The organism is Fastidiosipila sanguinis (assembly GCF_002998295.1).
In the GTDB taxonomy this organism is placed as follows: domain Bacteria; phylum Bacillota; class Clostridia; order Saccharofermentanales; family Fastidiosipilaceae; genus Fastidiosipila; species Fastidiosipila sanguinis.
On the sequence record NZ_CP027226.1, the window covers coordinates 669,359 to 696,155 of the forward strand.

Genomic DNA, 26,797 nt, shown 5'->3' on the forward strand with positions numbered 1-26,797 from the left:
TATTTTTGCAAACTTAGTAAACTAGAAACTATAGTTTAGCTTCTAACTCAGCACGTTCAGCTTCGAATCCAGGTTTACCTAGTAGGGCAAACATGTTTTTCTTGTAACCTTCTACACCTGGTTGGTCAAATGGATTAACAGCATTTAGGTATCCACTGATTGCACAAGCACGTTCGAAGAAGTAAATTAACTCACCTAAAGTAAATGCATTTAATTCATCAACTGATACTTTAAGGTTTGGAACGCCACCATCTACGTGTGATAAGACTGTTCCTAGCATTGCCTTTTCATTAACTTCATGCATATTTTTACCTGCTAAGTAATTTAATCCATCTAAGTTAGCTTCATCTTCTGGAATTTCTAATGAGCTATTAGCTGAATCAATCCAAATAACAGTCTCAAACAAGTCACGTTTACCGTCTTGGATAAATTGACCCATTGAGTGTAGGTCAGTTGTGTTATTTACAGAAGCTGGGAAAATACCTTTTTGATCTTTTCCTTCACTTTCACCAAATAATTGCTTCCACCATTCGGATAAGTTTCTTAGTGATGGTTCATAGTTGACAAGAATTTCAGTACCGTAACCTTTTCTGTATAAAGCATTTCTAACTGCTGCGTATTGGTAAGCAGGATTCTCTTCAATGTTTTCTACAGAGAAAGTTTCCATACCTTTTGCAGCACCTTGCATTAATTCTTCAATATTTATTCCAGCTGCAGCAATTGGCAAAAGACCTACAGCAGTTAATACTGAGTATCTACCACCAATTTCATCTGGAACTATGAAGCTTTCATAACCTTCTTGGTTTGATAATTCTTTTAACGCACCTTTTTGTTTATCTGTAGTTACAAAGATTCTATTCTTTGCTTCTTCTTTTCCATAACGCTCTTCCATATAGTTTCTGAAAACACGGAAAGCAATAGCTGGTTCTGTAGTAGTACCTGATTTAGAAATAACGTTTAATGCAATTTCTTTATCTTTAACATATTCCAATAGCTCTTCAAGATATCTACCAGAAATTTGATTACCACAGAAGATTACTTGTGGAGCTTTACGAGTTTCTTTGTCTAGACCTAGGCTGAAGTGATTTGACAAAGCATCAATAGCAGCTTGAGCACCAAGATATGAACCACCTATACCAATACAAATAAATACATCTGCATTTTCTTTAACGTATTCTGCAGCTTTTTGAATTCTTGAGAATTCTTCTTTATCGTAATTTACAGGTAAATCTGTCCATCCGGTAAATTCAGCACCAGGACCTTTCTTCTCTTCTAAGTTCTTATGACCAATATTAATTTGGTCTTCTAATAATTTAATTTCTTCTTCTCTAAAAAAATTCAAAGCATTTTTATAAGAAAATTTAAGCATTTTTCTCCTCCAAATTATTAATCAAAATATAAAGCAGTGAAAATTTCAATCAGCTGCCACACTCTATTATAACTTATATGATAAAATATTTTAAGTTTAAAACATAAGTTTAATAAATAGATAGAGTAATAATATGAGTATTTTAAGTATCAGTAATTTAAGTAAGGCTTATAAAGCAAGTCCACTTTTTAAGAATATTAATTTACAAGTACAAAGTGGAGAAAAAATCGCATTGGTTGGAGATAACGGTAGCGGTAAATCAACTTTGCTCAAATTAATTGCTGGATTGGAAGATGCAGATTCAGGTACTATTAAATTATCTAATTCTACTTTAATGGCCTATTTATCACAACATATGCAGGAATTTACTGACTTAGATAGACCTGTGCTATCCGACAGACTTCAAGAAGAATATGAGAATAAACTTCAAGAGATTAGTTCAGATATTGCATCACTTTCTATCGAAGAACAAGAACAACTTTTATCTGAATATCAGCATATTTCAGATAAATTCGAAAGACGAGGCGGTTATTCTTATTTACCAAGACTTACTCAAGCTTTAAATGCTCTTGGAATCAGGAGCGAAATTTTAAACAGACCTATTAGGACTTTATCCGGTGGCGAAAGAATGCGAGTTCTATTAGCTGAGAAACTTCTAGAGAATGCTGATCTTTTACTCCTTGATGAGCCAACTAACCATTTAGATATTGAAGGCTTAGAATGGCTTGAGAACTTTATAAAAAATTATAAAGGTGCTGTAATTGTTGTATCACATGACCGTTATTTTATCGATCAATTTGCAGATAGAACTTGTGAATTATCAAGTAACACTTTGATATCTTATCAAGGTAATTACAGTGATTTTATTAGACAAAAACAAGAAAGATTAGATATTCAAACTAAAACATTAGAAAATCTAGAAAAAGAACATGATCGTCAAGAAGAAATAACTTCTACACTCTTATCTCATCGTAAAATGAGTTCATACCATTCACGAGAAAAGATTGTCAAGAAACTTGGTGAAGCTATTGAAGAAATTAGAGCTCAGATCCCAGAAAAAAGTAAAAATATGAATTTTAGCTTTTTACCTATTGACGATGATAGAGATGAAAATCGTTTAATTATTAAAACTGATAATCTAAGTTTTGCCTGGGATGATACTGCAAAAGAAGAAATATTATTTGAAAATTTCAACCTTAAATTAAAAGCTACTGAGAAAAAAGTATTGCTTGGACCAAATGGAGCTGGTAAATCAACTCTTCTCAATATACTTATGGGCATAAATACAAATTATTTAGGTAAAGTTGAAATGGCTTCAGATGTTAAGTTTGCTCATTTAGGACAGTTTGTTGAGTTCCCTAATGAAGAATTAACAATACTCGAAGAAATTCAGGAACGTACTCTAATGTTAGAAACAGAAGCTAGAACTTTATTAGCTAAATACGGTTTTTTTAGAGATGAAGTATTTAAACAAATTAAAGTTTTATCTGGAGGAGAAAAATCAAGATTATATCTTGCGTGTATCATTCTTGAGAATCCTGATTTACTGTACTTAGATGAACCTACTAACCACTTAGATATTCATTCACGTGAGATTTTAGAGTCAGCAATTAATGACTTTAATGGTGCTGTTCTTGCAGTAAGTCATGATAGATATTTTATTAAAAAATGTGGTTTGGATATATTAGGATTTATTGGTACTGAGATTAAAGAGTTTTCTAATTATGAGTCCTATAAGCACTTCTCCAATATATACAGGAATAATAAAGTTAATAATAATACTAGTGAAACTATCAAAGTTTCTAAAAGCAAAATCAACAATCAAGACACTAAGCGACAGCTACAAGAACTACGTAAACGAAAAAATAAATTAGAGAAAGAACTAAAAATTCTTGCAGATGAAATAAGTGAATTAGAGATAGAACTTGAATCCAGAATGCAAGAAATGTCTGGAGACTCTATGGATCAATATTTAGAATATGCTGAGCTTAATGAAAGACTAGAATCAAAAAGTGAGAATTATTTCGAACTTGGTGAAGAATTAGAAGAAATAGAGAAGAAAATTGCAGAAATATAAAGAAGCAGAAACTTGGTGATGTGACCCCCAAAAGTTAGACTTTTTTAGCGTAGCAGCCATATAAACTGCTACGCTATTTTTATGCAGCCAAGAGTCTAAGTCTGTATTGTACTGGACTTAGCCATCCTAGTTTTTCTTTAATTCTTTGTTCATTATAATACTTTATGTATCGTTCTATTTCTGACTTTAACTCATCATAGCTATAGTAAGTAACACCATAATAGATTTCTTGTTTAAGTAATCCAAAGAAGTTCTCCATAACAGCGTTATCGTGACAGTTGCCCTTACGAGACATGCTTTGGAAGATTCTTTCTTCCTTTAGACGATGAGAGTATGCTTTCATTTGGTAAGCCCAGCCTTGATCCGAATGGAAAGTTCTTCTGAATTTGCAATCTGATGTTATTGCAATAGCCTGTTCCAGTGCATCCATGACATTTTTGGCTGAAGGATTCTTGTCAATTCTATAGCTTATAATTTCACCATTACACATATCCATAAATGGATCCAGATAAAGCTTACGCATTGTCATTTGACCTTTAGCATTAATCTCATAATACTTAAACTCTGTAGTATCTGTTGTAATCTTCTGATGTGGGATACATGTATTAAATCGTCTCCTTATGCGATTAGGAGCAACCGTTCCAACTTTACCTTTATATGAACTATATTTCCGGCTTTTGCGAGTGAAAGAAGTGACTTGCAAAACAAGCTTCTGCATTATACGTTGTACTTTCTTTTTGTTTACATAGTAGCCGTGATTTCTTAATTCTCCAGTCACTCGACGATAACCATAATGCTTGTGAGTCTCTCTGATTTCAAGAATCTTTTCCTCAATTTCTTTGTCAGGATTTTCTCTATCTAATCTTTTCTGCCAGTACATATATGTTGCTTTAGGCATGCCTGTATAAGAGAGAAGGTCTTTTAGTTTGAATTCTCCTCGGAGACTGTTGATGACGAGTGCCGTTCTCTCATTTTTGCCTCGTCCTCTAAACGCAGTCTCCTCAGTTCTTTTAAAAAGGCATTCTCGATTCTTAACTTAAGCAGTTCATCTTCTAATTCTTTAACATGCTCTGCACTTGTATCAACTATTCTTTCTTCCGCTTCTTGAGCCTTACTATCTATCTTAGCTATCTTAGGTTTATCCAATTTTCTTTTTCGACCTTTCTTGCGAGGTTTCAAAGCATCAGGACCGGCAGCACGAAAGAGGTTAACCCAGTTACAAATCATACTTGGATTGTTTATACCTTCTCGGATCGCCAAGTCTTGATATGAAATCTCACTTGATAAATATAACTCTACAATAGAAAGCTTATTTTCGAAAGAATATTTTGCTTTTTTACGAGAACGCATTAATCCTTCATCGCCAAACTCCTTGTATGCATTAATCCATTTGCGTATTTGAGAATTAGAGCCAAATCCATATTTTTTAGAAAGATAATCCAGTCCACCTTTACCATCCAAATATTCTAAAACAACTTTCTTCTTGAATTCAAAACTATGTTTTGCCATAAAAACACCGACCTCCCAATCGTTAGATTTTGGTCTAACTTTTGGGGGTCGGTACATGGAGTTTCTGCTTCTTTTATTTAAATAATTTTTAATATATTTATTTTGTTGTGGCTTCAGTTTCAACTACAAAATCCAAAGATTTCATTTTTGGTACATAGTTTTCTCCACGTTTAGCAGCTGCTTCGTAATCTGAAACAATTTTCTCAACATTCTCCATACCTTCTATTACTTGACCGAATACTGCATAGCTTCCATCAAGACTTGGTTGAGCTTCAACTGTTATATAGAATTGTGAACCAGCTGAGTCTGGATGCATTGCTCTAGCCATTGCTACTGCACCTTTACCGTGTTTTAAATCGTTCTCTGTATAACCATTTTCTGCAAATTCTCCAAAAATATTGTATCCTGGGCCACCTGTTCCATCACCTTTAGGATCTCCACCTTGGACTACAAATCCTGGGACTATTCTGTGGAAGGTTAAACCGTTATAGAATCCTTTTGCTACTAAATCTTGGAAATTCTTTACTGTTATTGGTGCCTTCTCTGGATATAATTCGATTAGAACCTTACTGTTGTCTTCCATAGTTATTTGGACTAAATTTGTAGCTTCTTTTGACATTTCATGCCCCTCCTTATTACTACAAGCTGTGATACTAACCATTAGTAATACAGCTAAAAAGATACTAAAAATTGATTTTTTCATATACTCTCCTTTTTATTATCACTTTATAAAAATATAAATTAATAATCTAATTAAATCAAAATCTTTATCTTAACTTGACTTAACTTAGCTTAACTTTCTTGATTTCTCTAGTAACTCATAACATCTTTGCATTTTACTTTTGTTTCCTGGCATTAGCTCAAATCTTTCTTTAAGAACTTCAACAAGTTCAAATAGTATAGTTTCTTCACCAGATATTAGTTCCAATTCCATTTCATGGATCTCGTCACTTAGCTTACCACCAAAAAGTTTTCCGCTATCTAAAACTACCTCAATCTGTGTTTCGGATAAAAGTATATTCTTCTTATATCTGATGACATCCGTAGTCATATTTGAATATAATTCTTCATCTTTAACAGATTTCATTAGGTCAATGTATGTATTGTCTATCTCACCTTCAAGAGAATCAATAAGAAAACTTATATCAGGTTTATCTTGCTGCCAAAGGTAGTTCCATTCACCCCTTAAACTCAACTCTCCGCTATCAGACTCAAATTTAGGTGTTTTAACAGTTAGAACATTATCATTATCTTCTTTTCTAATTCTTAAGCTAAATTTATTCTCTGAGAGAATTAAATCTTTTGTATCATAATATTTAGCGATAAAATGGTGCTTGCTCCAAGGATCTGATTTAAACTCATTCCAAAAATTAGAATGTAAAACTTCATTTAGATATGCATTTGATTTCAAATAAAATTTATATTCAAGTTCCATTGTTTATCACCATCCTAGTAATATTAAATATTAACAAGTCTGACTCCATCTTTACATATTAGAAGTAGCTGTTTCTTACTTATAAAGCTCATTTTTAAAATTTCTATATTTCCCATCTCATAGAAAAACACATTATTATTTGAAATTATATAAATACCATTATCAGTAGCTACAGCAGTATAATCTGATCCACTGTGTATTAAATAAGGATTTTCTCCGACTTGTAGAGGACCTGTAATTTCAGGTTGATTATCAATATCATCATCGTTACCTAAAAGTTCAGAATATTTAATTGAGTAAACTGAAAACTCATCTTCCATTTCAACTTTTGCCAAGAAATAAACTTCTTCTCTAGTTAAACTCAAATCTTTTATTTCATTAAAACTAGTTTTAGAACTTACTGTGTTTAAGTTGCTTAAAATAAAATTAGTATTGTTTGATAGGGCTACAAGGTTTTTGTCAGGTGAATAAATTTTAGGTAGAGCTAATGAATTAACTAAATTTAAATGTGTTGAAATATTTAAGTTTTCTAAATCTATAGTGTGAATATGAGTTTGAATATGTGCTCCATCTAAATTAATAATATTAATAAAAAGTTTGCTGGAATCAGGGTTAAAACATAATGAAATCGGATAACCTGAACGGATTCTTTCACGAAGCTTATAATCCATTAAATGTTTACCTTTTGGATCTAAAAGACGCACCATACCTTTACTATCAAAGGTATCTAATATCAGAGCAACATAGCCTTCATTTGACACAGTTGAATAAATAACTTTTTCTGTGCTTCTGCCCTCATAAACTAAACCTTTTTGAGAGAAAAGATAATAATTAAAGCCGTTAAGGTCACTAACCAAGGCATAATTGTCATTGAAATCTAATTTGGCATTATCACTGTTAATTGCATATGAAGATTCTACTTCACCTTGAAAGGTTAAAAAATTAAGGTTTTCATTTCTTAATTCTAAAATATACTTGTCAGCAAAAACATTCATATTTCTAGCTCTATTACTGTCTACATTAAATAATGTGTCACTTGCTAAAGACAGTTGATTAGTCTTGCTATGATTATCTGATAGGTACAAGTTTTGTGGTAAAAATATCAAAAGAACTAAGAGAATTAGAATAAATAAAGACATGAATAAAGTTAGTAAAAAAACTTTATTACTAGCTTGGAAAAAATTTAAATTTGTCTTATTAGAATTTTTGTTTATCATATCTATATTACTCATGTCATCCATTATAATACGAAAGCCTTAGTAAAAACTAAAGCTTTCGTGAATTTTTAAAAATTTGTAATTATAATTACTTGTTTGTGCTTTCGCTTGTGTTTTTAGCTTCAGGATCTGGAATGAGTTCTTTAAGTTCATTGAATCTTGCTTCATCTACAGCTTCTGTATTTTGCTTATCCATTTCCTTAATTAATTGATCAACACCGTTAAGCACGCCTGGTGACCTAATGCTTTTACTTTCGTAGAAGTCTGCTTTTAGACAATAGAATCCAGTATACTCACCATTTTTAACGATATAGAAGGTTCTATCATCTCTTTCTTTAAACTCTAAAGTAACATCACTCATACCTTTATGACGCATCTTATAGTTGATAGTAAAAATAGATTCTTTACTTAGAACATCAGCAGCATCAACATCTAAATCAATGTTATTAATAAATACACCAATTAGTGTCTGGTAATATCTACTAAATAAATTGTCATCTTTGTCATTTTTTACGAATGCATAACGACCATTTAAGGTATAAACAGCTTCAGGCTTTTTAAATCCCTTCTCTTTCGCTTCATCTGTTTCTTTTGTAGTTGGATAATAAATTCTTGAAACATACTCTTGGTCTGGAGTTTTAAGAGTTAATTCGCCAACATTTTCTATATTAACTAATGCTACAAAGTTATCAAAAAAGTCCATTTGTTTAGAACCTATATTAGTTAAAGAGTTATTTGCAAAAGTAAATGCAAGATTAGATCCCTCAAAACTAGCATAAGTTTCATTATTAGAACTAGAACCTACTAGTAAGGTTTTTTCCTCTGCGTTTTCATTGTTTAAGCTTAATTTATACTGGCTCTTATCTAAACCATATTTAGCTAAATCTTCTTTATTATTAATAGCAATATATTTAGTAGCTTTTAGCTCCAGTGCTTGATTTATCAAATTATTAAGATTTGTATTGTTGCCTTTCCAATTGACAGGATTAATTATTGTCCATTCTAGAGTTTTAATTTCTCCTGTTTCCTCATTGAAAATTTTCTTTGATTCAGCTTCAAGTTTGTATTTATCATTAGGTCTTTCTAAGACTAATTTTGTAATTTGATTAGCTTCTTCATTAAATATCTTTTCATTTAACAAATCTAATTGACTTGATAGCATTTGATCTACCACTGCAGAAGCAATTGCCAATCTCTTAGTATTGTGATTATAAATATAGTGATTATTAACACCTTTTGAAGGAGCTTTATCACCTAAGGTGATTTTTACCTTTTCACCTGATTTTAGACTATAGTTTACTTCAACCTTGGAGTCTTCAATTCCATAATCAGCCAAGTTTGTACCTTCACTCAGATTAATATCTTCTGTAGTAGAAATTGTCAGAAGGATATTACCTAGTTTTTCAACTTTTTCTTGAGAAACGTTAGGATACTCAGGATTTGCTAATTTCCATGTAGTTTTTGTTTTATTTGCATCTTCCTTAGCAGAGCCTGTTACGGGCAAAGTAGTACCTTCTGTCTCTGAACTCTTAGATTCACTTTCATCACTAACTTGTGCACTATCAAGAGTTAATGTGCCTTTTTCATTTTTTATCTCTATCTTGTTTACATCTTTAGCATTCAATGAGATTAATGCCTCCGATTTTGCACTAGTGTTACTTGTCTCACTTTCTCCACTATTATTATTTGAACCAAATAGCTTCCAAAGTGCAAAAGCAGCAATGAGAACAACTAAGACTATAATCATAATGATTAAGTTTTTAATTTTTTTCATTTGATCTCCTTAAGTTTTCTCTATTATAGATTTCTTCTTCTTCTATAAACTATTAATGCTATTACTAACAAGATAGCTGGAATACCAATCATAGTAAAGAATCCAGCCAATTTAGTACTATTTTGATTCTTAGCTACTATGTTATAACTTACTACTGGCTTAGGTTTAATTAATAATTTTTCACCTTGCAAGCTTTCTATACCAGCTACTTTATTTGCAGAATAGTACAATAATACGTAGTTTCCAGAATTAACCATAACTTGAGATAGTACTTTATCGCTGAACATTGTTGCAGAACCATATACTGCTACTCTTGCAGATTTACGAACTGAATCATCCATATAACCTTTGTTAATAGAATACATAGCTACATTTTGAACACCAGGAATAGATAGATCTTCTGGATTACCAGCTTTCTCCGCATACGCTTCTTTTCCTGTCTCAATTACTGGATGTGTTTCAATCCAATCTTTATTATTGTCTGCTGTTGTAATTAATCTTACGTTCTCTGTAACAACAAAATCAATATTAGCATCCTCTGGATAAAGTGGATTTTTACTTATCTTTGCATTAAATCTATATTCATTATTACTATGAGTATTTTCAACACTTTCTTTAACTCTATCATTTGTAAGTTTCAAGTTAAATTCGTTTAATAAAGTATTCAAATTATCAAATACTGTATTTGAGTAATCACTCATAATATATAGACCACCACCAGTTTTTAGATATTTTAGATATGAATCTGTTTCATTTACTGTAATGTCATTTGTTGGATTAAGCATTAACAGAAGAGTAGCATCTTCTGGAATAGTAGCGTCAACTGTTGTATTTAACTCTTTAACAAGGTAATTATTTCTTTCTAGCATTGCTCTCAAAATAGTATAGTTCTGATCAAGCTTTGCTTCACCATGTCCGGTGGTTACATATACTACAGGTGTATTATCAGAGCTTACGAACTTGATTGCTCCTGTCAATGCTTCTTCAGCAGTATATCCAGATATATACATCTGATAACCTTGTCTTTCCGTCTCGACTAAGTCATTAGATGTTAGAACCTTTATTTTTGAATGATCTTCATTAGATACAACAATTTGATGTTGTTGAAGATTATGAACTTTCTCTGGATCTAATTCTTCTATAACATTTGGATTCTGTACTGGATCAATAAATCTAACATCTATCTTACCTTTACCCATATCACGATATTCACCTAATAATTTAGGGAGAAAGTTAAATGTTTGCGCACTGCTGCCACCGAAATTTTCTTCTGTAGCCAAAACAGTTATATTAATTTTCTTATCATTTTCATTCAATATATTTTTGGTTGTATCTCCAACTGTTGAGATCTTGTTTTCTGTCCAGTCAAACTCTAAAGCATTACCAAATGCTTGTTCTAGAATTACATTGAATAATAGTAAAATAACAGCTAAAACAATGACTGAAATAACAGCAGCATTTCTTAGTTTTTTATTTCTAGCATCTACTACAATTTTTTCTTTAACATTTTTACTCATATTTCTTCACTCTCCTATTGTTTCCAACGTGAACTTTCGTTAATTTGTGCTGTCACGTATAAGAACAGGATTATCATGCTTATAAAATAAACAATTGCCACAATGTCAAATGTACCTTTAGCAAATCCTGCTAATTTTGTGGCTGGGTTTAGCCAATCTAGACCTGCAGTTACAGCTTTTCCTATACTTGCTTCACTTGCTGCTGGTATTGCATCAGTAAAGTCGAGGAAGTTAATAACTGAACTAACACCAGAACCTATAATCTGACTAATAGAAGTGAATACTTCAAAGCTAACAAAAATTACGAATGAAATAATTGCTGCAATAACTTGGCTGGTTGTTAATGCTGAGGCAAATAAACCAATAGCAATATATGCTAAACCAGTTAAGATATAAGCTATTAATGTTCCCCAATATTTAATATCAACTAAACCATTAAATGATAGAGTAATCATTACATAAATTAAGTTTACAGAACTTATTAATAAAAACATTAAAGAAACACCTAGGTATTTACCAATTACAACTTGCATTGTACTTGCTGGTGAGGTTTGGTACAAAAAATCTGTACCATTTAATTTCTCAGATGAGAAAGTTCTCATTGTCATAATTGGAATTAAAACCATGAATAAGCCACGCATAAAGTTAAGGACTGCTGATGTATCTACGTAGTTATATGATAATAATAGAGAATAGTAAAACCCAGATACTAGTGCATAAATTGCGAAAAGTACCCATCCAATTGGTGATTTAAAGTAACTCTTAAATTCTCTTTTAGCTATTGTCCAAATTCTTGACATACTATTTTTCCTCCTTCATGTTTTCGTTGGAGTTATCTACAGAATCTAAATCAGAATCAGCATCATCGCTTTTTACAACTTCTTGTTCTTTAGCTGCCAATTGAGCTTGATCCCATTGATCTAATTCATCATCTTCTTCAGATTCAACTTCAACCTCATGATCTTCTAGAGTTTGTACATAGCTTCTATTTGTAACCTTTAAGAAAATGTCTTCTAGAGTTGCATTAACTTCTCTCATACCCAACATTGATAGTTTAGAATCTGCGAAAGAATTAAATACTTTTTCTCTAATATCTACATCAGGAGCAGTCTCATAAATGAATAAAGTTTCTCCTCTTGATTTGTTTATTCTTTCAATATTACTTATCTCTGAAAATGTTTTTAATAATCTGTAAGCAGAGTCTGCATTATTTTTTACTGTAACTTCAACCTTATTACTATCACCTGATACCTCACCAAGTGCATTAATATCACTTTGGTAAGCTAGTTTTCCATTAGCAATAATTACAACCCTATCGCATGTGGCTTGAATTTCAGACAATATATGCGAGGAAATAATAACTGTATGTTTTTTACCAAGACTTCTTATAACATTTCTAATATCTTTAATTTGTTTTGGATCAAGACCTACAGTAGGTTCGTCTAAAATAATTACATCAGGGTCACCTACAAGAGCTTGTGCCACTCCTACACGTTGCTTATAACCTTTTGATAAATTGTTAATTAAGCGATTTCTTACGTCAGAAATTTTTAGTTGAGTCATTATTTTAGCTAAATGATCTAATTGTTCATTTTTAGGCACTAATTTTAGGTCAGCAATGAATGTTAAATACTCTAGAACTGTCATATCTGTATATAGAGGTGGCTGTTCTGGTAAGTATCCAACTTTTGCTTTTGCCTTTTCAGGTTCTTCTAAAATATCAAAACCATCAATTTTAACTGTACCTGAACTAGCTGAAATTGCTCCAGTTAAAATATTCATGGTTGTACTTTTACCGGCACCGTTAGGTCCTAAGAAACCTAAAACTTCGCCTGCTTTTACATCAAATGAGATGTTATCTACGGCTTTAACATCACCGTAGTACTTGACGAGATTCTTTATCTCAATCATAATCTTCCTCCTACTAGACCCTCAGATTAACCTTGGATCGGATTAAATTTTACTATTCTTGGATTAAAACGTTTACAGTCTTCAATTATTCTGGATTCAGGCTCAAATAATACTAAAACCATGTTGTCTTTATATTTACCAGTGAAGAACCATACATTAGCGTCACCTGTATTACTTGTGCAGTCGAGTGTTTTATAACTTTTATCTTCTGAATATTTTCTAAAAGCAGGATCACTGACAGGCGCAAGAATTTCCATATTTTTTGAACTCATACTAACTTTTCTCTTACGTTTACGTTTATTGTAAATAGTGTCAATATCTACATGACCATTAGTACAAATATATTCAAATTCAAGATTTCTATTAGTTATCAAGGTATATAGCCCCCAAGCTGCACCGGCAACAATTAATAGAGCAAAGAATATTAAATATTGAATAAAAATAAAAATTACTAGAAGTAATAACAAGAAGGCTAAAATATATAGCCCAATAAATAAGTAATCTTTTCCTGATTTTTGCCTTTTAACTAATTGCTCAATAAAAACGTCTTGATTAAACATCATCTAACTCCTTTAACTCTAAATGAGTAAATTCATAAGTATTAATTTATACAAATTTTAAATTTATTTAATTACTAATTTGTAAAATATACAAACACAATAGGTTAAATAATATCATACTTTCACTCAAGTTAAAAAGGTTGATTTATATTTTTTGAAAAAATAAAACTGACCCTCAATTATGATGTGACCCCCAAAAGTTAGACTTTTTTAGCGTAGCAGTTTATATGGCTGCTACGCTATTTTTATGCAGCCAAGAGTCTAAGTCTGTATTGCACTGGACTTAGCCATCCTAGTTTTTCTTTAATTCTTTGTTCATTATAATACTTTATGTATCGTTCTATTTCTGACTTTAACTCATCATAGCTATAGTAAGTAGCACCATAATAGATTTCTTGTTTTAACAAACCAAAGAAATTCTCCATAACAGCGTTATCGTGACAGTTGCCTTTACGAGACATGCTTTGGAAGATTCTTTCCTCCTTTAGACGATGAGAGTATGCTTTCATTTGGTAAGCCCAGCCTTGATCCGAATGGAAAGTTCTTCTGAATTTGCAATCTGATGTTATTGCAATAGCCTGTTCCAATGCATCCATGACATTTTTGGCTGAAGGTTTCTTGTCAATTCCATAGCTTATAATTTCACCATTACACATATCCATAAATGGATCCAGATAAAGCTTACGCATTGTCATTTGACCTTTTGCATTAATCTCATAATACTTAAATTCTGTAGTATCTGTTGTAATCTTCTGATGTGGTATACATGTATTAAATCGTCTCCTTATGCGATTAGGAGCAACCGTTCCAACTTTACCTTTATATGAACTGTATTTCCGGCTTTTTCGAGTGAAAGAAGTGACTTGCAAAACAAGTTTTTGCATTATACGTTGTACTTTCTTTTTGTTTACATAGTAGCCGTGATTTCTTAATTCTCCAGTCACTCGACGATAACCATAATGCTTGTGAGTCTCTCTGATTTCAAGAATCTTTTTCTCGATTTCTTTGTCAGGATTTTCTCTATCTAATCTTTTCTGCCAGTACATATATGTTGCTTTAGGCATGCCTGTATAAGAGAGAAGGTCTTTTAGTTTGAATTCTCCTCGGAGACTGTTGATGACGAGTGCCGTTCTCTCATTTTTGCCTCGTCCTCTAAACGCAGTCTCCTCAGTTCTTTTAAAAAGGCATTCTCGATTCTTAACTTAAGCAGTTCATCTTCTAATTCTTTAACATGTTCTGCACTTGTATCAACTATTCTTTCTTCCGCTTCTTGAGCTTTATTATCTATCTTAGGTTTATCCAATTTTCTTTTTCGACCTTTCTTGCGTGGTTTCAAAGCATCAGGACCGGCAGCACGAAAGCGACTGACCCAGTTACAAATCATACTTGGATTGCTTATACCTTCTTGAATTGCCAAGTCTTGATATGAAATCTCACTTGATAGATATAACTCTACAATAGAAAGCTTAATTTCGAAAGAATATTTTTCTTTTTTACGAGAACGCATTAATCCTTCGTCACCAAACATTTTATATGCATTAATCCAACTGCGTAACTGTGTCTTAGAGCCAAGTCCATATTTTTTAGAAAGATATGTAAAACCACCCTTGTCATCCAAATATTCTAAAACAACTTTCTTCTTGAATTCAAAACTATGTTTTGCCATAAAAATACCGACCTCCCATTCGTTAGATTTTGGTCTAACTTTTGGGGGTCGGTACATTAATAGTTAAATTGAAGATCAGTTTTTGAAATTTTATATTATTTGGAGAGTTTATATTAGAAAGCTCCCATTGGAGAAGGCATATCATTGTTGTCTTCAGCAGGGATGTCTACAACAAGCGCTTCAGTTGTTAATACTGTTGCTGAAATAGATGCTGCATTTTGTAGTGCTGCTCTAGTAACTTTAGCAGGGTCAACAATACCAGCTTCTACCATGTTTAGATATTCTTCACTTACTACATTGAAACCAATACCTGCTTCAGAATTTTTAACATTTTCGCAGATAACACTTCCATCTAAACCTGCATTAATTGCAATTTGACGAATTGGTTCTTCCAAAGCTTTTAGAACAATTTGAACACCTGTTCTTTCATCACCTGATTTTTCTTCTAATAAAGCTTGAACTGCAGGAATAATATCAATATATGCTGTACCACCACCAGCAATCATTCCTTCTTCTATACCTGCTCTTGTTGCAGATAAAGCATCTTCTATTCTTAATTTACGTTCTTTCATTTCAACTTCTGTAGCTGCACCAACACGTACAACTGCAACACCACCAGAAAGTTTAGCTAAACGTTCTTGTAGTTTTTCTTTATCATACTCTGAATCTGAGTTTTCTATTTGAGAACGTATTGTACTTACTCTTGCATCAATAGCTTCTTTACTTCCGCCACCATCTACAATTGTAGTAGAATCTTTTTGGACTTTAATTGTCTTAGCAGTACCTAATTGTTCTGGTGTTGTGTCTTTGATATCAAATCCTAACTCTTCAGTAATCACTGTAGCGCCAGTTAAAACTGCGATATCTTCAAGCATTTCTTTTCTTCTGTCACCATATCCAGGTGCTTTAACTGCGACAACATTTAATGTACCTCTTAATTTATTTAAGATTAATGTTGATAAAGCTTCACCTTCTACATCTTCAGCAATTATTAGAAGTTTTTTACCATCAGTTACAACATGTTCTAGTATTGGTAAAAGATCTTGAATTGATGATATTTTCTTGTCTGTAATTAATACATAAGCATCATCTAAAATTGCTTCCATCTTTTCTGTATCAGTTGCCATATATGAAGAAATATAACCTTTATCAAATTCCATACCTTCAACAACTTCTAGGCTAGTTTCTAAAGTGTTTGATTCTTCAATAGTTATTACACCATCTGATGTAACTTTTTCCATTGCCTCAGCAATTAATTCACCGACTTTTTCATCATTCGCAGAAATAGCCGCTACTCTGGATATATCATCAGAGTTTTTAATTGGTTGTGATAGTTTACTAATTTCTGCACTTGCAACTTCTACTGCTGCATTAATGCCTTTTCTAACAAAAATTGGATTTGCTCCTGCAGCAACGTTCTTTAAACCTTCTCTAATTAATGCTTGGGCTAGAACTGTTGCAGTTGTTGTACCATCACCAGCGATATCGTTTGTATGTGTAGCTACTTCTTTTACTAATTGTGCACCCATATTTTCAGCTCTGTCTTCAAGCTCAATTTCTTTTGCGATAGTTACACCGTCATTAGTGATAAGTGGTGCGCCAAAACTCTTGTCTAAAACAACATTTCTTCCTTTAGGGCCTAAAGTTATTTTTACAGTATCTGCTAATTTATTTACGCCTTGTTCTAATGCTTTTCTAGCGGCTTCACCTTGTAATAATTCTTTTGCCATAATTCTCTCCTTTTTATAATTATTAAGTATTAGTTTTTTATTTATTATCAGTTAAATAGTTAGACTAAATCTTTCGATTAAGTATGATGACTAAATTTCAACTTTTGCAAGAATGTCATCACGATCTACTATTGTATATTCAATCTCATCAACAGTTACTTTGGTACCAGCATATTTTGAAACGATAACCTTATCACCTTGCTTAACTAGCATATCGTGGGTTTTACCTTCAGAATCTTTCCCATCTCCTACTGCAACAACTTCTGCAATTTCTGGTTTTTCTTTAGCAGAGTCTGGTAAAACTAGACCAAAGCTTGTTGTTTGTTCTTTTTCATTATCTTCTACAGTTTTAATCAATACTCGTAATCCTATAGGTTTAATTGTCATATTTTTTACCTCCCTTGTTTTAGCACTCTTACCTTTAGACTGCCAACGGAATCTATATTAATCTTAATGTCAAATAAAGTCAATTAACAAATGGTGAATAAGAATAACTAATTAATTACAAAATATAAAATAAAAAAGCCTCTCCATAATTTCATTTGAAAATATGAAGAGGCTAAATAACTATTTTAGTATTTTATTAAAACTTTTCTAATAAAGATTCATATATATCCATAAACCACTGATTTATACTGTTCCTATTTTCCCAATATAGGAATACTAATAGTGCTAAAATCAAAATAAATAACAAATACAAAAGTATGTTTGTTTTTTTCTTATTTAATCTTTTCTTTCTATTTTTCAATAACTTCTGACGCATATTATTTTCATTATGACGCTCATTTCTACGCATCATATGATTAGCAGAACTAGCTTTTTCATATATTTGTTCAGAAGCCTTTGGGTTATCTGGAATTGCTTCTCTGCTATATTTCTCTTCCTCATCTAAGCTTCTTTTTTCATCATCATTTAAAATCATAGGCATTACCTTTATAAACTAGGCATTAGCATATCCTTGTGGATTATTTTTTTGCCAACGCCAACTGTCTGCGCACATTTGCTCTAGATCATATTGAGCTTCCCAGTTTAAGACTTCTCTTGCCTTGCTTGGATCTGCAAAAACTGTAGCAGCATCTCCAGGTCTTCTATCAACAATTTCATAAGGGATCTCAACTCCACTAGCTTTCTCAAAGGCATTGATTAAATCTAAAACACTATATCCATTTCCTGTACCAAGGTTAACTGCGAGACAACCAACATGCTCAGAACTATAATCCAAGGCTTTAACATGACCATCAGCAAGGTCTACAACGTGAATATAGTCTCTAACACCTGTACCATCTGGGGTATCATAATCATTACCAAATACATTTAATTTCTCACGTTTTCCAATAGCTACTTGAGTAATATAAGGCATTATATTATTAGGGATACCTTTTGGATCCTCACCAATTTTACCTGATTGATGAGCACCTATTGGATTGAAGTATCTCAATAGAACTACACTAAAATCAGGATTTGATACGCATACATCTTCGAGAATTTCTTCTATGAAAACTTTGGTCCAGCCGTAAGGGTTGGAGGCAGATTTTGACAAATCTTCTGTTAATGGAGATTCATGATCGGTACCATAAACAGTTGCTGATGAGCTGAAGATAAATCTATTACAATTAAACTCTTTCATTACTTCAAGTAAGCTTAATGTTGAATCTATATTATTTCTATAATATTCAATCGGTTTTGCTACGGATTCTCCAACTGCTTTATAACCAGCAAAGTGAATCACAGCATAAATATCGTTCTCAGTGAAAATCTTTCTAAGAAGATCTTTATCACAAACATCACCTACATATAGAGGTATATTACTTCCAACAATCTCTTCAACTCTACTAACAGCTTCCTTGCTTGAATTACTTAAATTATCAACTATAACAGCCTCATATCCAGAATTGTATAATGAAATTATTGTATGACTACCAATATATCCTGCACCACCTGTTACTAATACTTTCTTTTTCATAACATCCTCCTGATTTTCCATCATCTTATATGTTTAGTCTTAACCTAAATTTTAACATTATTTAGAAACAATTGGATAAAGTTTATTATCATTTTTTAAAATATGATTAGCAGGAATCTCTCCACGAGTCTGAGTTAAGGGATAAATTCTAGAATTTTTTCCTATAATTGTTCCAGGGTTAATTACAGCGTTTGAACCTATTTCTACATGATCTGATAAAATGGCCCCCAATTTTTGTATACCAGAATCAATTACTATATTGTCATTTAAACGAATTTTAATGTTATTTCTATCTTGTCTAAAATTTGAAATAATTGCACCTGCTCCTAAATGTGCAAAATTACCTAATATAGAATCACCTACGTAATTAAAGTGAGGAATCTCAGCATTATCAAGAATAATGGAATTTTTAATCTCACTTGAATTACCAATAATAGTAGATTTACCTATATAGACATTTTCTCTTATATAAGCATTAGGTCTTATTTCAGCTCCTGCATCAATTATGCATGGGCCAATAATTGCTGCCTTTTGAGATATTTTCGCAGTTTTTTCTACAAATACACCTGTTTGAATTTCAATAAAATTATCATCTAATTTTTTTGCAATTTCTGGAATAAGTTTATAAATATTAGGTACAGCTTTCCAGATATAATCATATTCATTTAGAAACTCATCAATAATCTGATTGTTTGCTCTCATAAAATTATCATAAAAATATTTCTTATTATTCATAAATGTCTAAATTCCTTAGTATGTATTCTTTAAAATCTTGAACAACAGCTTCTGGTGAAACTAATCTAATCTGACCATTGTATGATAATAGCCAAGCGAAAAATTTATTACTAACTCTGATTGATTGAGCTGTATGAAAATAATCTTTATCTTTATCTTTAAGTATTATTAAATCTTCACCAAATTTCTCAATCATAACACCTATCATATCTTTATGAAATTTAAGTCTAATAGTTTTCTCATAACCACTAAACATATCAAAAACACTACTAGAATATTTTGCAGGATCAAAGCGAGTTCCCAATCTTTTAATTTCTTTAGTTGCAGGTTCGAGCATAGCTAGTTCTACTGCTTTATCTAAGCGAAAATGTTTAATAGTTTCATCAATTATATCAATTGCTATAAAGTAATAATTTTGCTCAAAATAAACAATTGCTAATGGATAGACTTTATAATTTAGATTATCATGTTTGTTTTTAAGATTATACGCCACTCTACCATCATCCAAATTAATAATCCATTCTTTATATTTAAAAGATAAAATATTTTGTGAAATAATTGCAGAACTAACTTCTTCAATATTCTTAAATAAAGTAGTATTACTTTGACTGACTCTATTAGGCACGTAAATTAGTTGCTTAAGCTTACTTAAATCATTCTTACCAAGCAGCGGTTTTAGCTTATCCTTTATATGCATAACCGATCTTGTTGAAACATATTTTGAAGATGAAAATGTACTTAGTAAAGTGCTAATCTCTTCTTGGGAAAAATCACGCTTATTTAAATAAAAGCCACCATTTCTACCATTTACTCTATTTATATCTAATCCATAGTCAATTAAAGCATTAATATCATCATATATACTTTTCCTTTCGGCATTAATTTCATAATCTGCTAAATAATTGATAATATCTTGTGCGGTTAAAGGATTTTCTACAGATGAATAATTTTCTAAAATATCTTTAACATATAGAATTTTTAATTTCTTTTCATTACGTTTATTCATATATCTAATACATTTTAATATAAAGAAAGCCGCCATTAAGCGACTTTCTCTTTAATAGTTTTAATAATATTATTAATCGTTGTCTCTTCTTTGACGAGGTTTGCGAGGTTTTGCTAATGCTTGATCATCACCAAAGTCTCTGCGTTTATTTCTGTCATTACGATCATTTCTATAATTTCTGTGGTTTCTGTCATTTCTATCATTTCTATCATTTCTTGGAGATTCTTCAGCGAAACCCTCAGGTTTATCGGTTAAATCTCTAATAGATAGATCAACTCTACCTCTATCATCAATATCCATAATCTTAACTTTAACGATATCTCCAATACTTAAAACGTCATTAACATCGTTAACTCTATCCCATGATAGCTTGGAGATATGAACTAGACCTTCTTTGCTTGGTAGATACTCTACAAAAGCACCATAGCTTTCAATTCTAGTAACTTGACCTTCGTAAACTTGTCCTGCTTCAGGTTCAGTAACAATTCCTTCAACAATTAACTTAGCTTCTTCCATTGCGTTTAGGTCAAGACCTGAAATAAATACTGTACCATCATCATCGATTTCGATTGTAGCACCAGTTCTTTCAATAATTTCATTAATAGTCTTGCCACCCTTACCAATAACTTCACCGATTTTATCTACAGGTACTTTAGTTTGGATGATCTTTGGAGCAAACTCAGCAAGTTCTTCTCTTGGACCGCTAATTGCTGGAGCCATTACTTCATTAATAATTTGAAGACGTCCTTTTCTGGTCATCGCAAACGCATCTTCAATCATAGCTTGTGTTAAACCATCATTCTTAATATCAACTTGAATAGCAGTAATACCTTCGCTTGTACCGGCTACCTTGAAGTCCATATCACCATAGAAGTCTTCAACACCTTGCAAGTCCATGAATACTGTAAAGTCATCATCGTCTTCTGGATTTGAAATTAAACCTGTTGAAATACCAGCAACATGTCTTGTTAGAGGAACACCTGCAGCCATCAATGACATACATGATGAACATACTGAAGCTTGTGAAGTTGAACCATTACTACTTAATATTTCTGAAACAGATCTTATAGCATATGGGAAATCTTCCTCAGCTGGTAAAACAGCGTATAAAGCTTTTTCTGCTAATTGACCATGTCCAATCTCACGTCTACCTGGTGATCTACTTGCTCTTGCCTCACCTACACTATATGCAGGGAAATTATAATGGTGAATATAGCGTTTATATTCTTCCATTCCTAGTCCATCAATAACTTGTGCTTTGGATATAGGTTGTAAAGTAACAATATTCAAGGCTTGAGTTTCACCACGTGAGAATACTGATGAACCATGAACTCTTGGCAATACATCAACTTCAGCTGATAAAGGTCTAATTTCATCAATTGCACGTCCATCAACTCTAACACCTTCTTTTAGTAAGTCACGAACAACTTTCTTTTGAATTAAGTCAAATACTTCAGGAGCTAAATCTATATATTCTGACTCTTCCCCATAAGTATCAACTATATAATCATTTAACTTAGTTGATAAAACTAATAATTTCTCATCACGTGCATCTTTATCAGTACCAATCATGTCACGTTTGACATCAGCTTCGATAAGATCTAAAGCTGCATTCATTAATTCTTCAGGAATTACATGACTTGTATATTCAAATTTTTCTTTACCAACTTCAGCAACAATCTCATCAATGAAATCACATAACTCTGCAATATATTTTTGACCTTCGGCAATACATTCCAACATTTTTTCGTCTGGAACTTCATTTGCACCGGCTTCAATCATTGATAATTTATCACGTCTACCTGCTAAAGCTAAGTCAAGATCACTAACTTTTTGTTGTTCAACTGTAGGATTGATAATAATTTCTCCGTCAATTAATCCAACATTAATATTAGCTACAGGACCATTGAATGGAATATCTGATACTGCTAACGCTAATGATGAACCAAAAGTAGCACAGAATTCAGGTGCGTTAATTTCATCAATTACTAAAACAGTATTTGATAAAACTACGTCATTACGTAAGTCACTTGGGAACATTGGTCTGAGACCACGGTCAATTGTTCGAGCTGTAACGGTAGCATGTTCACTTGGTCTACCTTCACGTTTCAAGAATCCTCCTGGGAATCTACCAACAGCATACATCTTCTCTTCGTAATCAACACTTAATGGGAAGAAATCTATACCTGGTTTTGGTTCAGGTGATGCTGTAGCAGTTGATAATACTGTTGTATCACCATACTGAATCAATACAGATGCATTAGCTAACTGAGCCCATTCACCCATGGTGACTTTTAGCTCTCTACCAGCTAATTCTTTTGTAAAAACTTTTTTCATTAAAACCTCCATTTTGCATTATGCTGTAGGTCGTAGAACCAATCTATCTTAGGGTGGTTGATAATTAAGATAAACTCGTTCTACTATCTACTCACATAATGTCTTCGATATTAAAATAGGCAGGTTTTTAGCCTGCCTATTAATTATAATACAAATTGATTTTTGTGCAAATTGCTAAGACTATTTTCTTAGTCCTAAACGAGCAATTAAATCACGATAACGTTCAATGTCTTCTTTTCTCAAGTAGTTAAGTAAAGATTTACGCTCACCAACCATTTTTAACAATCCACGTCTTGAGTGGTGATCATGTTTGTGAACTTTTAGATGTTCTGTGAGATCTTTAATTCTTTCTGTTAAAAGAGCTATTTGAACTTCTGGTGAACCAGTATCACCTTCATGCAATGCATATTCTTGAATGATTTTTTGTTTTCTATTCTTGTCCATAGTAATTCCTCCTAAAATTTAATTCACGATATCTTAGTAAAAAGTGGACTAATCTCAAAACCAAGATAAAGTACGAAGTCAAATTATACAGTAAGTAAAGGACTTATGCAAATTCTTTTCTCAAAACTTTCATATACTGTAAAGTGCAACATAAACTGAAATTGTTTTTTGTACAATGTTAATTGTTTACGCTATGGCTAAATATTTACTATTTGCACTGTTTCCTTCTAATACTTTCCTTGGGTAACTATTAATAAATTCCTCTAATTTATTTATTTCTCTCTGTGGTATATCTTTTAGTTTTGTACCTTTAGGAATAAAATATCGGATAAATCCATTTAGATTTTCATTGCTTCCTCGCTCCCAAGATGAGTATGCATGCGCATAATAAACACTAGTTCTATATTTCTCACTATGTATAGATTTTTCCATGCTTTTCCAGTCTTGAAACTCTGCTCCATTATCTACCGTTATACTCTTAAACTTTTCTCTAAATGCTCTTGCTCCTAGTTTTCTTTCTATAGAATTAAGCTTCTTTACTACAGATTCTTGTCTTTGCGTATTTATCTTTAAAATAATGCATTCTCTTGTACATCGATCTACAAGTGTCAATAAACAAGTCCTATCTCCCTTACTAGACTCTATACAATCCATCTCCCAGTGCCCCGTCTCTGTACGCTCTTCTATAGCTTTTGGTCTATGGTTTATTCTCTTCTTATCTGGTGGAGATAAGCGCTTTTCTATATAGCGTTTTCTTTGTCTAGGTTTATTTCCTTTACGTGGAAGGTCTTTCATTGTTACTTCTAGGAAGACTTCTTTTTCTACATAGTTGTAAATAGTTCTAGTACAAAGTCTTTTATCTGTAGGCCAGCCAACTCTGTCAAAATACATTGTTATTGCTGCTGGAGAGAATTTAAGATTATTTATTCTATTCATCTCTTTTCCTATTAGCATGTTTTCTATTATTTTGGCTAATATATGGTCGTTACTAATCTTTAAAGATGGTCCTTTATTACTCCAAGTTTTTTCTACTGTTTTCTGAGCTACTACAGAGGAATATGCTGTGTATTCTTCTAGCATAGAATTCTTTTGTTTGACTTTACCGCGTTTTAGTTCTCTAGATAGAGTTGCTTCACTCCAGCCTAATATCTTTGCTAACTCTTTTTGATTTAATTTATCTTTTTTAGGTCGCTTCAAATTCTCATTATATAAATACTCTAGATGCTTTCTATCTTCTATTGTTAAATGCTGACCTGCTTCTCTTTTCCTGATATAATGTAATTGGCTCATACGATCCTCCTTTGTTTCGTTTTTCCAATTAACATTGTACAGGATTGTTTGAGCCTTTATTATTTCAGTTTATTTTACAACTCGCCAAAACTTTCATATACATTATTTTGAAACATTTTTTAAAAATAATACTGAGATAATCTATAAGCCGGGTTCTGTCGAGGACAATCATTTATCTAGACCAAATATCTCTAAATGGTTCCAGCCATCTCCTAGGAACGCTTGAACCTCAGCATATGTTCCTCCACGATGTTGCTCCGGATGGGGTTTACATGGACGCTTCTTGTTACCAAAAAGCCGGTAGTCTCTTACACTACCTTTCCACCCTTACCAATAAATTGGCGGTATATTTCTGTTGCACTTTCCTTAAAGTCACCTTCACCGGGAGTTACCCGGCACCCTTGGTTCTAAAGAGCCCGGACTTTCCTCACGCAGTACCTTTCGGTATCTGCCCGCGATTGTCCAACTATCTCAGTATTTCGGAGCCAATTATATATTAATTATTAAAAATTATCATATTTAAGTCTTGGGAAATACTCTACAGTAAAATCATCAACTTCTGGATTATAATCTTCAGAATTTTTTCTGGAATTGTATAGAAGCTTCAAAATATATGCAAAAGACTTACATACAGGGTTTTCGCTTACATCATGACCTAACACAATGACAGCCATATTTCTTTCTCTACACAAAATCTGATCGTGATACTTCATCTCACCTGTAATTATAGTATCTACGCCACTGTGATACACTTTATCTATCCAATTCTTATCAAAAGAACCTCCTGAAATTGCTACTTTTTTACTAGGAGCATCATTTTCAAAGTTTATATCTACATCAGTTTTGAAAGTATCTCTACATTTATTTAGCAACCCTAATCTTGTATTATCTATTTCTGCAATTGACACAAATCCGGTAATTCTTTGATTAAATTGATTTTTGAATTCTGAACTTAAATCTTTAAATTCATGTGAGTATTCAGGGAAAAGTGGTTCATCAAGTATATAATCTTCTAGATCTATCATTTTTGCTAAAGCATAGTTAGTACCCCAAGGAACTTTATCCATATTGGTATGCATTGAATAAACGCTTATATTATTTTTAATAAATTCACTGATAATTCTTTCTTCGGGTATATGATATTTCAAAGATTTTAAGCCACCAAAAATTAATGGATGGTGAGTTATTAAAAGATCAGCATCAACCTCTTTACAATACTCTAGAGCTCTATCATCTGCGTCCAAAGCCAATACGATTTTTTTGACATCTTGATTGTAGTCACCTAATTGCAAACCTGCATTATCCCAATCCTCTTGCCAACTTACTGGAGCAAAATGCTCTAAATAATCTATAATCTTTTTCAGCTTCATTAATCTAACTCCATTTCTTCTCTATTATCTTTAAGATAGCTTTTCATCATATCTATCATCTTCATTCTTTCCTCTAATAAACTCTCTGATAGACTTTGAGATTCTTTTACTGCAATCCTTATCTGTCTTTCCAAATACTTTTGTGCAATATTGTTATCATACTTTTTGCTTTTATTTGTAAAGTTAGTTTCCTGCAAAAATTCAAGCAAATTTTCCCCTAGAAAATCAACTAGATTATTACTACTTTTCAATTCAGGATAAGAATCAATTTCAGAAAAATTCATCCTATACAAATCGACACTATAAACAAAGTCCTTATCTTCAATAATAACTTGTTCTAGCATAGGAAAATTATTTTCCCTCATAAACAGACGAATATTTTCTTGATTACGCATCGCTTGAATTATTAAATATACATCCATCTCTGGATAAAAATTAGCTCTTCTAAGTTGGTCAAGCTTTTCTGCAAGTATATTAATTATTTCCTTAGCTCCAAGCCCTGCAATTACGATACAAGTAGCATCTCCTAGACTATCATCTTGGGAATCATTAACATTCCAATCTAACAAACCAGAACTTAAAGAAAACCTTAGTCTTTCAGATGAATGTTTAGATTTAACAATAAGATTATGTTTTGCTTTTTCTAAAGGTTTTTCTCGTAAATCAATTAGTAAAGCTTTGTTCTCATTGTTTAATCTCAAAAAAGCATCTGACAAAAGTCCATGATCGCAACCAACATCAACTAAGAAATTGCATGATTCAGGAACTAACTCTAAGATAGTTTCTAATCGTTTGCTTAATTTAATTTTATGATTTCTTTCAGTCTTTGTAGTCACTATGAGCTCAAATCTACCTTACGATTACATTTCCTTCACTTGCATTTTTTA

The 26,797-nt window shown here is 32.1% G+C and carries 23 protein-coding genes and 1 other RNA gene; 1 reads left to right on the forward strand and 23 read right to left on the reverse strand.

Features of this window, described 5'->3' with window-relative positions:
- Positions 1-28: 28 nt before the first annotated feature.
- The gene (locus tag C5Q98_RS02845; protein WP_106012218.1) at positions 29-1,369 is read right to left on the reverse strand and encodes a glucose-6-phosphate isomerase; all 1,341 of its coding nucleotides are present in this window, start codon (positions 1,367-1,369) and stop codon (positions 29-31) included.
- A 133-nt stretch (positions 1,370-1,502) separates the two neighbouring features.
- On the opposite strand from C5Q98_RS02845, the gene abc-f reads away from it, so the two are divergent.
- A complete protein-coding gene (gene abc-f, locus C5Q98_RS02850) occupies positions 1,503-3,446 on the forward strand; it encodes a ribosomal protection-like ABC-F family protein (RefSeq protein ID WP_106012219.1) in 1,944 nt (647 codons plus the stop codon).
- Between the two features lie 79 nt (positions 3,447-3,525).
- On the opposite strand, the gene C5Q98_RS02855 is transcribed toward abc-f, so the two are convergent.
- From C5Q98_RS02855 to C5Q98_RS02960, 22 genes are all read right to left on the reverse strand, one after another.
- Positions 3,526-4,955 (reverse strand): IS3 family transposase gene (locus C5Q98_RS02855; RefSeq protein WP_242967396.1). Its coding sequence is split into 2 segments (ribosomal slippage): positions 3,526-4,460 and positions 4,460-4,955, totalling 1,431 coding nucleotides; the frame shifts between segments, so codons are not numbered across the junction.
- A 97-nt stretch (positions 4,956-5,052) separates the two neighbouring features.
- A complete protein-coding gene (locus C5Q98_RS02860; RefSeq protein ID WP_106013064.1) occupies positions 5,053-5,574 on the reverse strand; it encodes a peptidylprolyl isomerase in 522 nt (173 codons plus the stop codon).
- Between the two features lie 168 nt (positions 5,575-5,742).
- On the reverse strand, positions 5,743-6,390 hold the full coding sequence (locus C5Q98_RS02865; protein ID WP_106012221.1) for a CYTH domain-containing protein: 648 nt from the start codon (positions 6,388-6,390) through the stop codon (positions 5,743-5,745).
- A gap of 23 nt (positions 6,391-6,413) precedes the next feature.
- The gene (locus C5Q98_RS02870) at positions 6,414-7,622 is read right to left on the reverse strand and encodes a DUF5711 family protein (protein ID WP_158695690.1); all 1,209 of its coding nucleotides are present in this window, start codon (positions 7,620-7,622) and stop codon (positions 6,414-6,416) included.
- Positions 7,623-7,695: 73 nt separating this feature from the next.
- On the reverse strand, positions 7,696-9,381 hold the full coding sequence (locus C5Q98_RS02875; protein WP_106012223.1) for a DUF4340 domain-containing protein: 1,686 nt from the start codon (positions 9,379-9,381) through the stop codon (positions 7,696-7,698).
- A 23-nt stretch (positions 9,382-9,404) separates the two neighbouring features.
- Complete coding sequence (locus C5Q98_RS02880; RefSeq protein WP_106012224.1) at positions 9,405-10,898, reverse strand: GldG family protein; 1,494 nt, start codon at positions 10,896-10,898, stop codon at positions 9,405-9,407.
- 14 nt (positions 10,899-10,912) lie between these two features.
- The gene (locus C5Q98_RS02885; RefSeq protein WP_106012225.1) at positions 10,913-11,698 is read right to left on the reverse strand and encodes an ABC transporter permease subunit; all 786 of its coding nucleotides are present in this window, start codon (positions 11,696-11,698) and stop codon (positions 10,913-10,915) included.
- 1 nt (position 11,699) lies between these two features.
- Entirely contained in the window at positions 11,700-12,809 is a 1,110-nt protein-coding gene (locus tag C5Q98_RS02890; RefSeq protein WP_106012226.1) for an ABC transporter ATP-binding protein, read from the reverse strand.
- Positions 12,810-12,835: 26 nt separating this feature from the next.
- A complete protein-coding gene (locus tag C5Q98_RS02895; RefSeq protein WP_106012227.1) occupies positions 12,836-13,369 on the reverse strand; it encodes a DUF6106 family protein in 534 nt (177 codons plus the stop codon).
- A 245-nt stretch (positions 13,370-13,614) separates the two neighbouring features.
- Positions 13,615-15,035 (reverse strand): IS3 family transposase gene (locus C5Q98_RS02900; protein WP_242967397.1). Its coding sequence is split into 2 segments (ribosomal slippage): positions 13,615-14,549 and positions 14,549-15,035, totalling 1,422 coding nucleotides; the frame shifts between segments, so codons are not numbered across the junction.
- A 113-nt stretch (positions 15,036-15,148) separates the two neighbouring features.
- Entirely contained in the window at positions 15,149-16,765 is a 1,617-nt protein-coding gene (groL, locus tag C5Q98_RS02905) for a chaperonin GroEL (protein WP_106012229.1), read from the reverse strand.
- A 90-nt stretch (positions 16,766-16,855) separates the two neighbouring features.
- Positions 16,856-17,152 carry a co-chaperone GroES gene (locus C5Q98_RS02910; protein ID WP_106012230.1) on the reverse strand — a complete coding sequence of 99 codons (297 nt, stop codon included), beginning with the start codon at positions 17,150-17,152 and terminating at the stop codon, positions 16,856-16,858.
- 196 nt (positions 17,153-17,348) lie between these two features.
- A complete protein-coding gene (locus tag C5Q98_RS02915; RefSeq protein WP_106012231.1) occupies positions 17,349-17,687 on the reverse strand; it encodes a hypothetical protein in 339 nt (112 codons plus the stop codon).
- An 18-nt stretch (positions 17,688-17,705) separates the two neighbouring features.
- The gene (galE, locus tag C5Q98_RS02920; RefSeq protein WP_205728438.1) at positions 17,706-18,728 is read right to left on the reverse strand and encodes a UDP-glucose 4-epimerase GalE; all 1,023 of its coding nucleotides are present in this window, start codon (positions 18,726-18,728) and stop codon (positions 17,706-17,708) included.
- 57 nt (positions 18,729-18,785) lie between these two features.
- The gene (locus C5Q98_RS02925) at positions 18,786-19,463 is read right to left on the reverse strand and encodes an LbetaH domain-containing protein (RefSeq protein ID WP_106012233.1); all 678 of its coding nucleotides are present in this window, start codon (positions 19,461-19,463) and stop codon (positions 18,786-18,788) included.
- Positions 19,456-20,469 carry a helix-turn-helix transcriptional regulator gene (locus C5Q98_RS02930; protein ID WP_158695691.1) on the reverse strand — a complete coding sequence of 338 codons (1,014 nt, stop codon included), beginning with the start codon at positions 20,467-20,469 and terminating at the stop codon, positions 19,456-19,458. The genes C5Q98_RS02925 and C5Q98_RS02930 overlap by 8 nt, the downstream gene beginning before the upstream one ends.
- A gap of 72 nt (positions 20,470-20,541) precedes the next feature.
- Positions 20,542-22,806, reverse strand: coding sequence for a polyribonucleotide nucleotidyltransferase (locus tag C5Q98_RS02935; protein ID WP_106012235.1), 2,265 nt, complete (start codon positions 22,804-22,806; stop codon positions 20,542-20,544).
- Positions 22,807-22,986: 180 nt separating this feature from the next.
- Positions 22,987-23,250 carry a 30S ribosomal protein S15 gene (gene rpsO / locus C5Q98_RS02940; RefSeq protein ID WP_106012236.1) on the reverse strand — a complete coding sequence of 88 codons (264 nt, stop codon included), beginning with the start codon at positions 23,248-23,250 and terminating at the stop codon, positions 22,987-22,989.
- Positions 23,251-23,436: 186 nt separating this feature from the next.
- The gene (locus C5Q98_RS02945; RefSeq protein ID WP_106012011.1) at positions 23,437-24,540 is read right to left on the reverse strand and encodes an IS30 family transposase; all 1,104 of its coding nucleotides are present in this window, start codon (positions 24,538-24,540) and stop codon (positions 23,437-23,439) included.
- Positions 24,541-24,668: 128 nt separating this feature from the next.
- An RNA gene (gene rnpB / locus C5Q98_RS02950) (RNase P RNA component class A) lies at positions 24,669-25,014 on the reverse strand.
- 29 nt (positions 25,015-25,043) lie between these two features.
- Positions 25,044-25,910 (reverse strand): Nif3-like dinuclear metal center hexameric protein, encoded by an 867-nt coding sequence (locus C5Q98_RS02955; RefSeq protein WP_106012237.1) that lies wholly within the window; start codon positions 25,908-25,910, stop codon positions 25,044-25,046.
- On the reverse strand, positions 25,910-26,746 hold the full coding sequence (locus tag C5Q98_RS02960; RefSeq protein WP_158695692.1) for a tRNA (adenine(22)-N(1))-methyltransferase: 837 nt from the start codon (positions 26,744-26,746) through the stop codon (positions 25,910-25,912). Before C5Q98_RS02960 ends, C5Q98_RS02955 begins: the two co-directional genes overlap by 1 nt.
- Positions 26,747-26,797 lie beyond the last annotated feature (51 nt).

Coding starts and splice junctions, on each gene's coding strand:
- C5Q98_RS02890 (WP_106012226.1), bottom strand. CDS start 12,809: ATGATTGAGATAAAGAATCTCGTCAAGTACTACGGTGATGTTAAAGCC.
- C5Q98_RS02895 (WP_106012227.1), bottom strand. CDS start 13,369: ATGTTTAATCAAGACGTTTTTATTGAGCAATTAGTTAAAAGGCAAAAA.
- C5Q98_RS02910 (WP_106012230.1), bottom strand. CDS start 17,152: ATGACAATTAAACCTATAGGATTACGAGTATTGATTAAAACTGTAGAA.
- abc-f (WP_106012219.1), top strand. CDS start 1,503: ATGAGTATTTTAAGTATCAGTAATTTAAGTAAGGCTTATAAAGCAAGT.
- C5Q98_RS02925 (WP_106012233.1), bottom strand. CDS start 19,463: ATGAATAATAAGAAATATTTTTATGATAATTTTATGAGAGCAAACAAT.
- C5Q98_RS02845 (WP_106012218.1), bottom strand. CDS start 1,369: ATGCTTAAATTTTCTTATAAAAATGCTTTGAATTTTTTTAGAGAAGAA.
- C5Q98_RS02945 (WP_106012011.1), bottom strand. CDS start 24,540: ATGAGCCAATTACATTATATCAGGAAAAGAGAAGCAGGTCAGCATTTA.
- C5Q98_RS02860 (WP_106013064.1), bottom strand. CDS start 5,574: ATGTCAAAAGAAGCTACAAATTTAGTCCAAATAACTATGGAAGACAAC.
- C5Q98_RS02875 (WP_106012223.1), bottom strand. CDS start 9,381: ATGAAAAAAATTAAAAACTTAATCATTATGATTATAGTCTTAGTTGTT.
- groL (WP_106012229.1), bottom strand. CDS start 16,765: ATGGCAAAAGAATTATTACAAGGTGAAGCCGCTAGAAAAGCATTAGAA.
- galE (WP_205728438.1), bottom strand. CDS start 18,728: ATGAAAAAGAAAGTATTAGTAACAGGTGGTGCAGGATATATTGGTAGT.
- rpsO (WP_106012236.1), bottom strand. CDS start 23,250: ATGGACAAGAATAGAAAACAAAAAATCATTCAAGAATATGCATTGCAT.
- C5Q98_RS02885 (WP_106012225.1), bottom strand. CDS start 11,698: ATGTCAAGAATTTGGACAATAGCTAAAAGAGAATTTAAGAGTTACTTT.
- C5Q98_RS02930 (WP_158695691.1), bottom strand. CDS start 20,469: ATGAATAAACGTAATGAAAAGAAATTAAAAATTCTATATGTTAAAGAT.
- C5Q98_RS02915 (WP_106012231.1), bottom strand. CDS start 17,687: ATGATTTTAAATGATGATGAAAAAAGAAGCTTAGATGAGGAAGAGAAA.
- C5Q98_RS02870 (WP_158695690.1), bottom strand. CDS start 7,622: ATGAGTAATATAGATATGATAAACAAAAATTCTAATAAGACAAATTTA.
- C5Q98_RS02880 (WP_106012224.1), bottom strand. CDS start 10,898: ATGAGTAAAAATGTTAAAGAAAAAATTGTAGTAGATGCTAGAAATAAA.
- C5Q98_RS02955 (WP_106012237.1), bottom strand. CDS start 25,910: ATGAAGCTGAAAAAGATTATAGATTATTTAGAGCATTTTGCTCCAGTA.
- C5Q98_RS02865 (WP_106012221.1), bottom strand. CDS start 6,390: ATGGAACTTGAATATAAATTTTATTTGAAATCAAATGCATATCTAAAT.
- C5Q98_RS02935 (WP_106012235.1), bottom strand. CDS start 22,806: ATGAAAAAAGTTTTTACAAAAGAATTAGCTGGTAGAGAGCTAAAAGTC.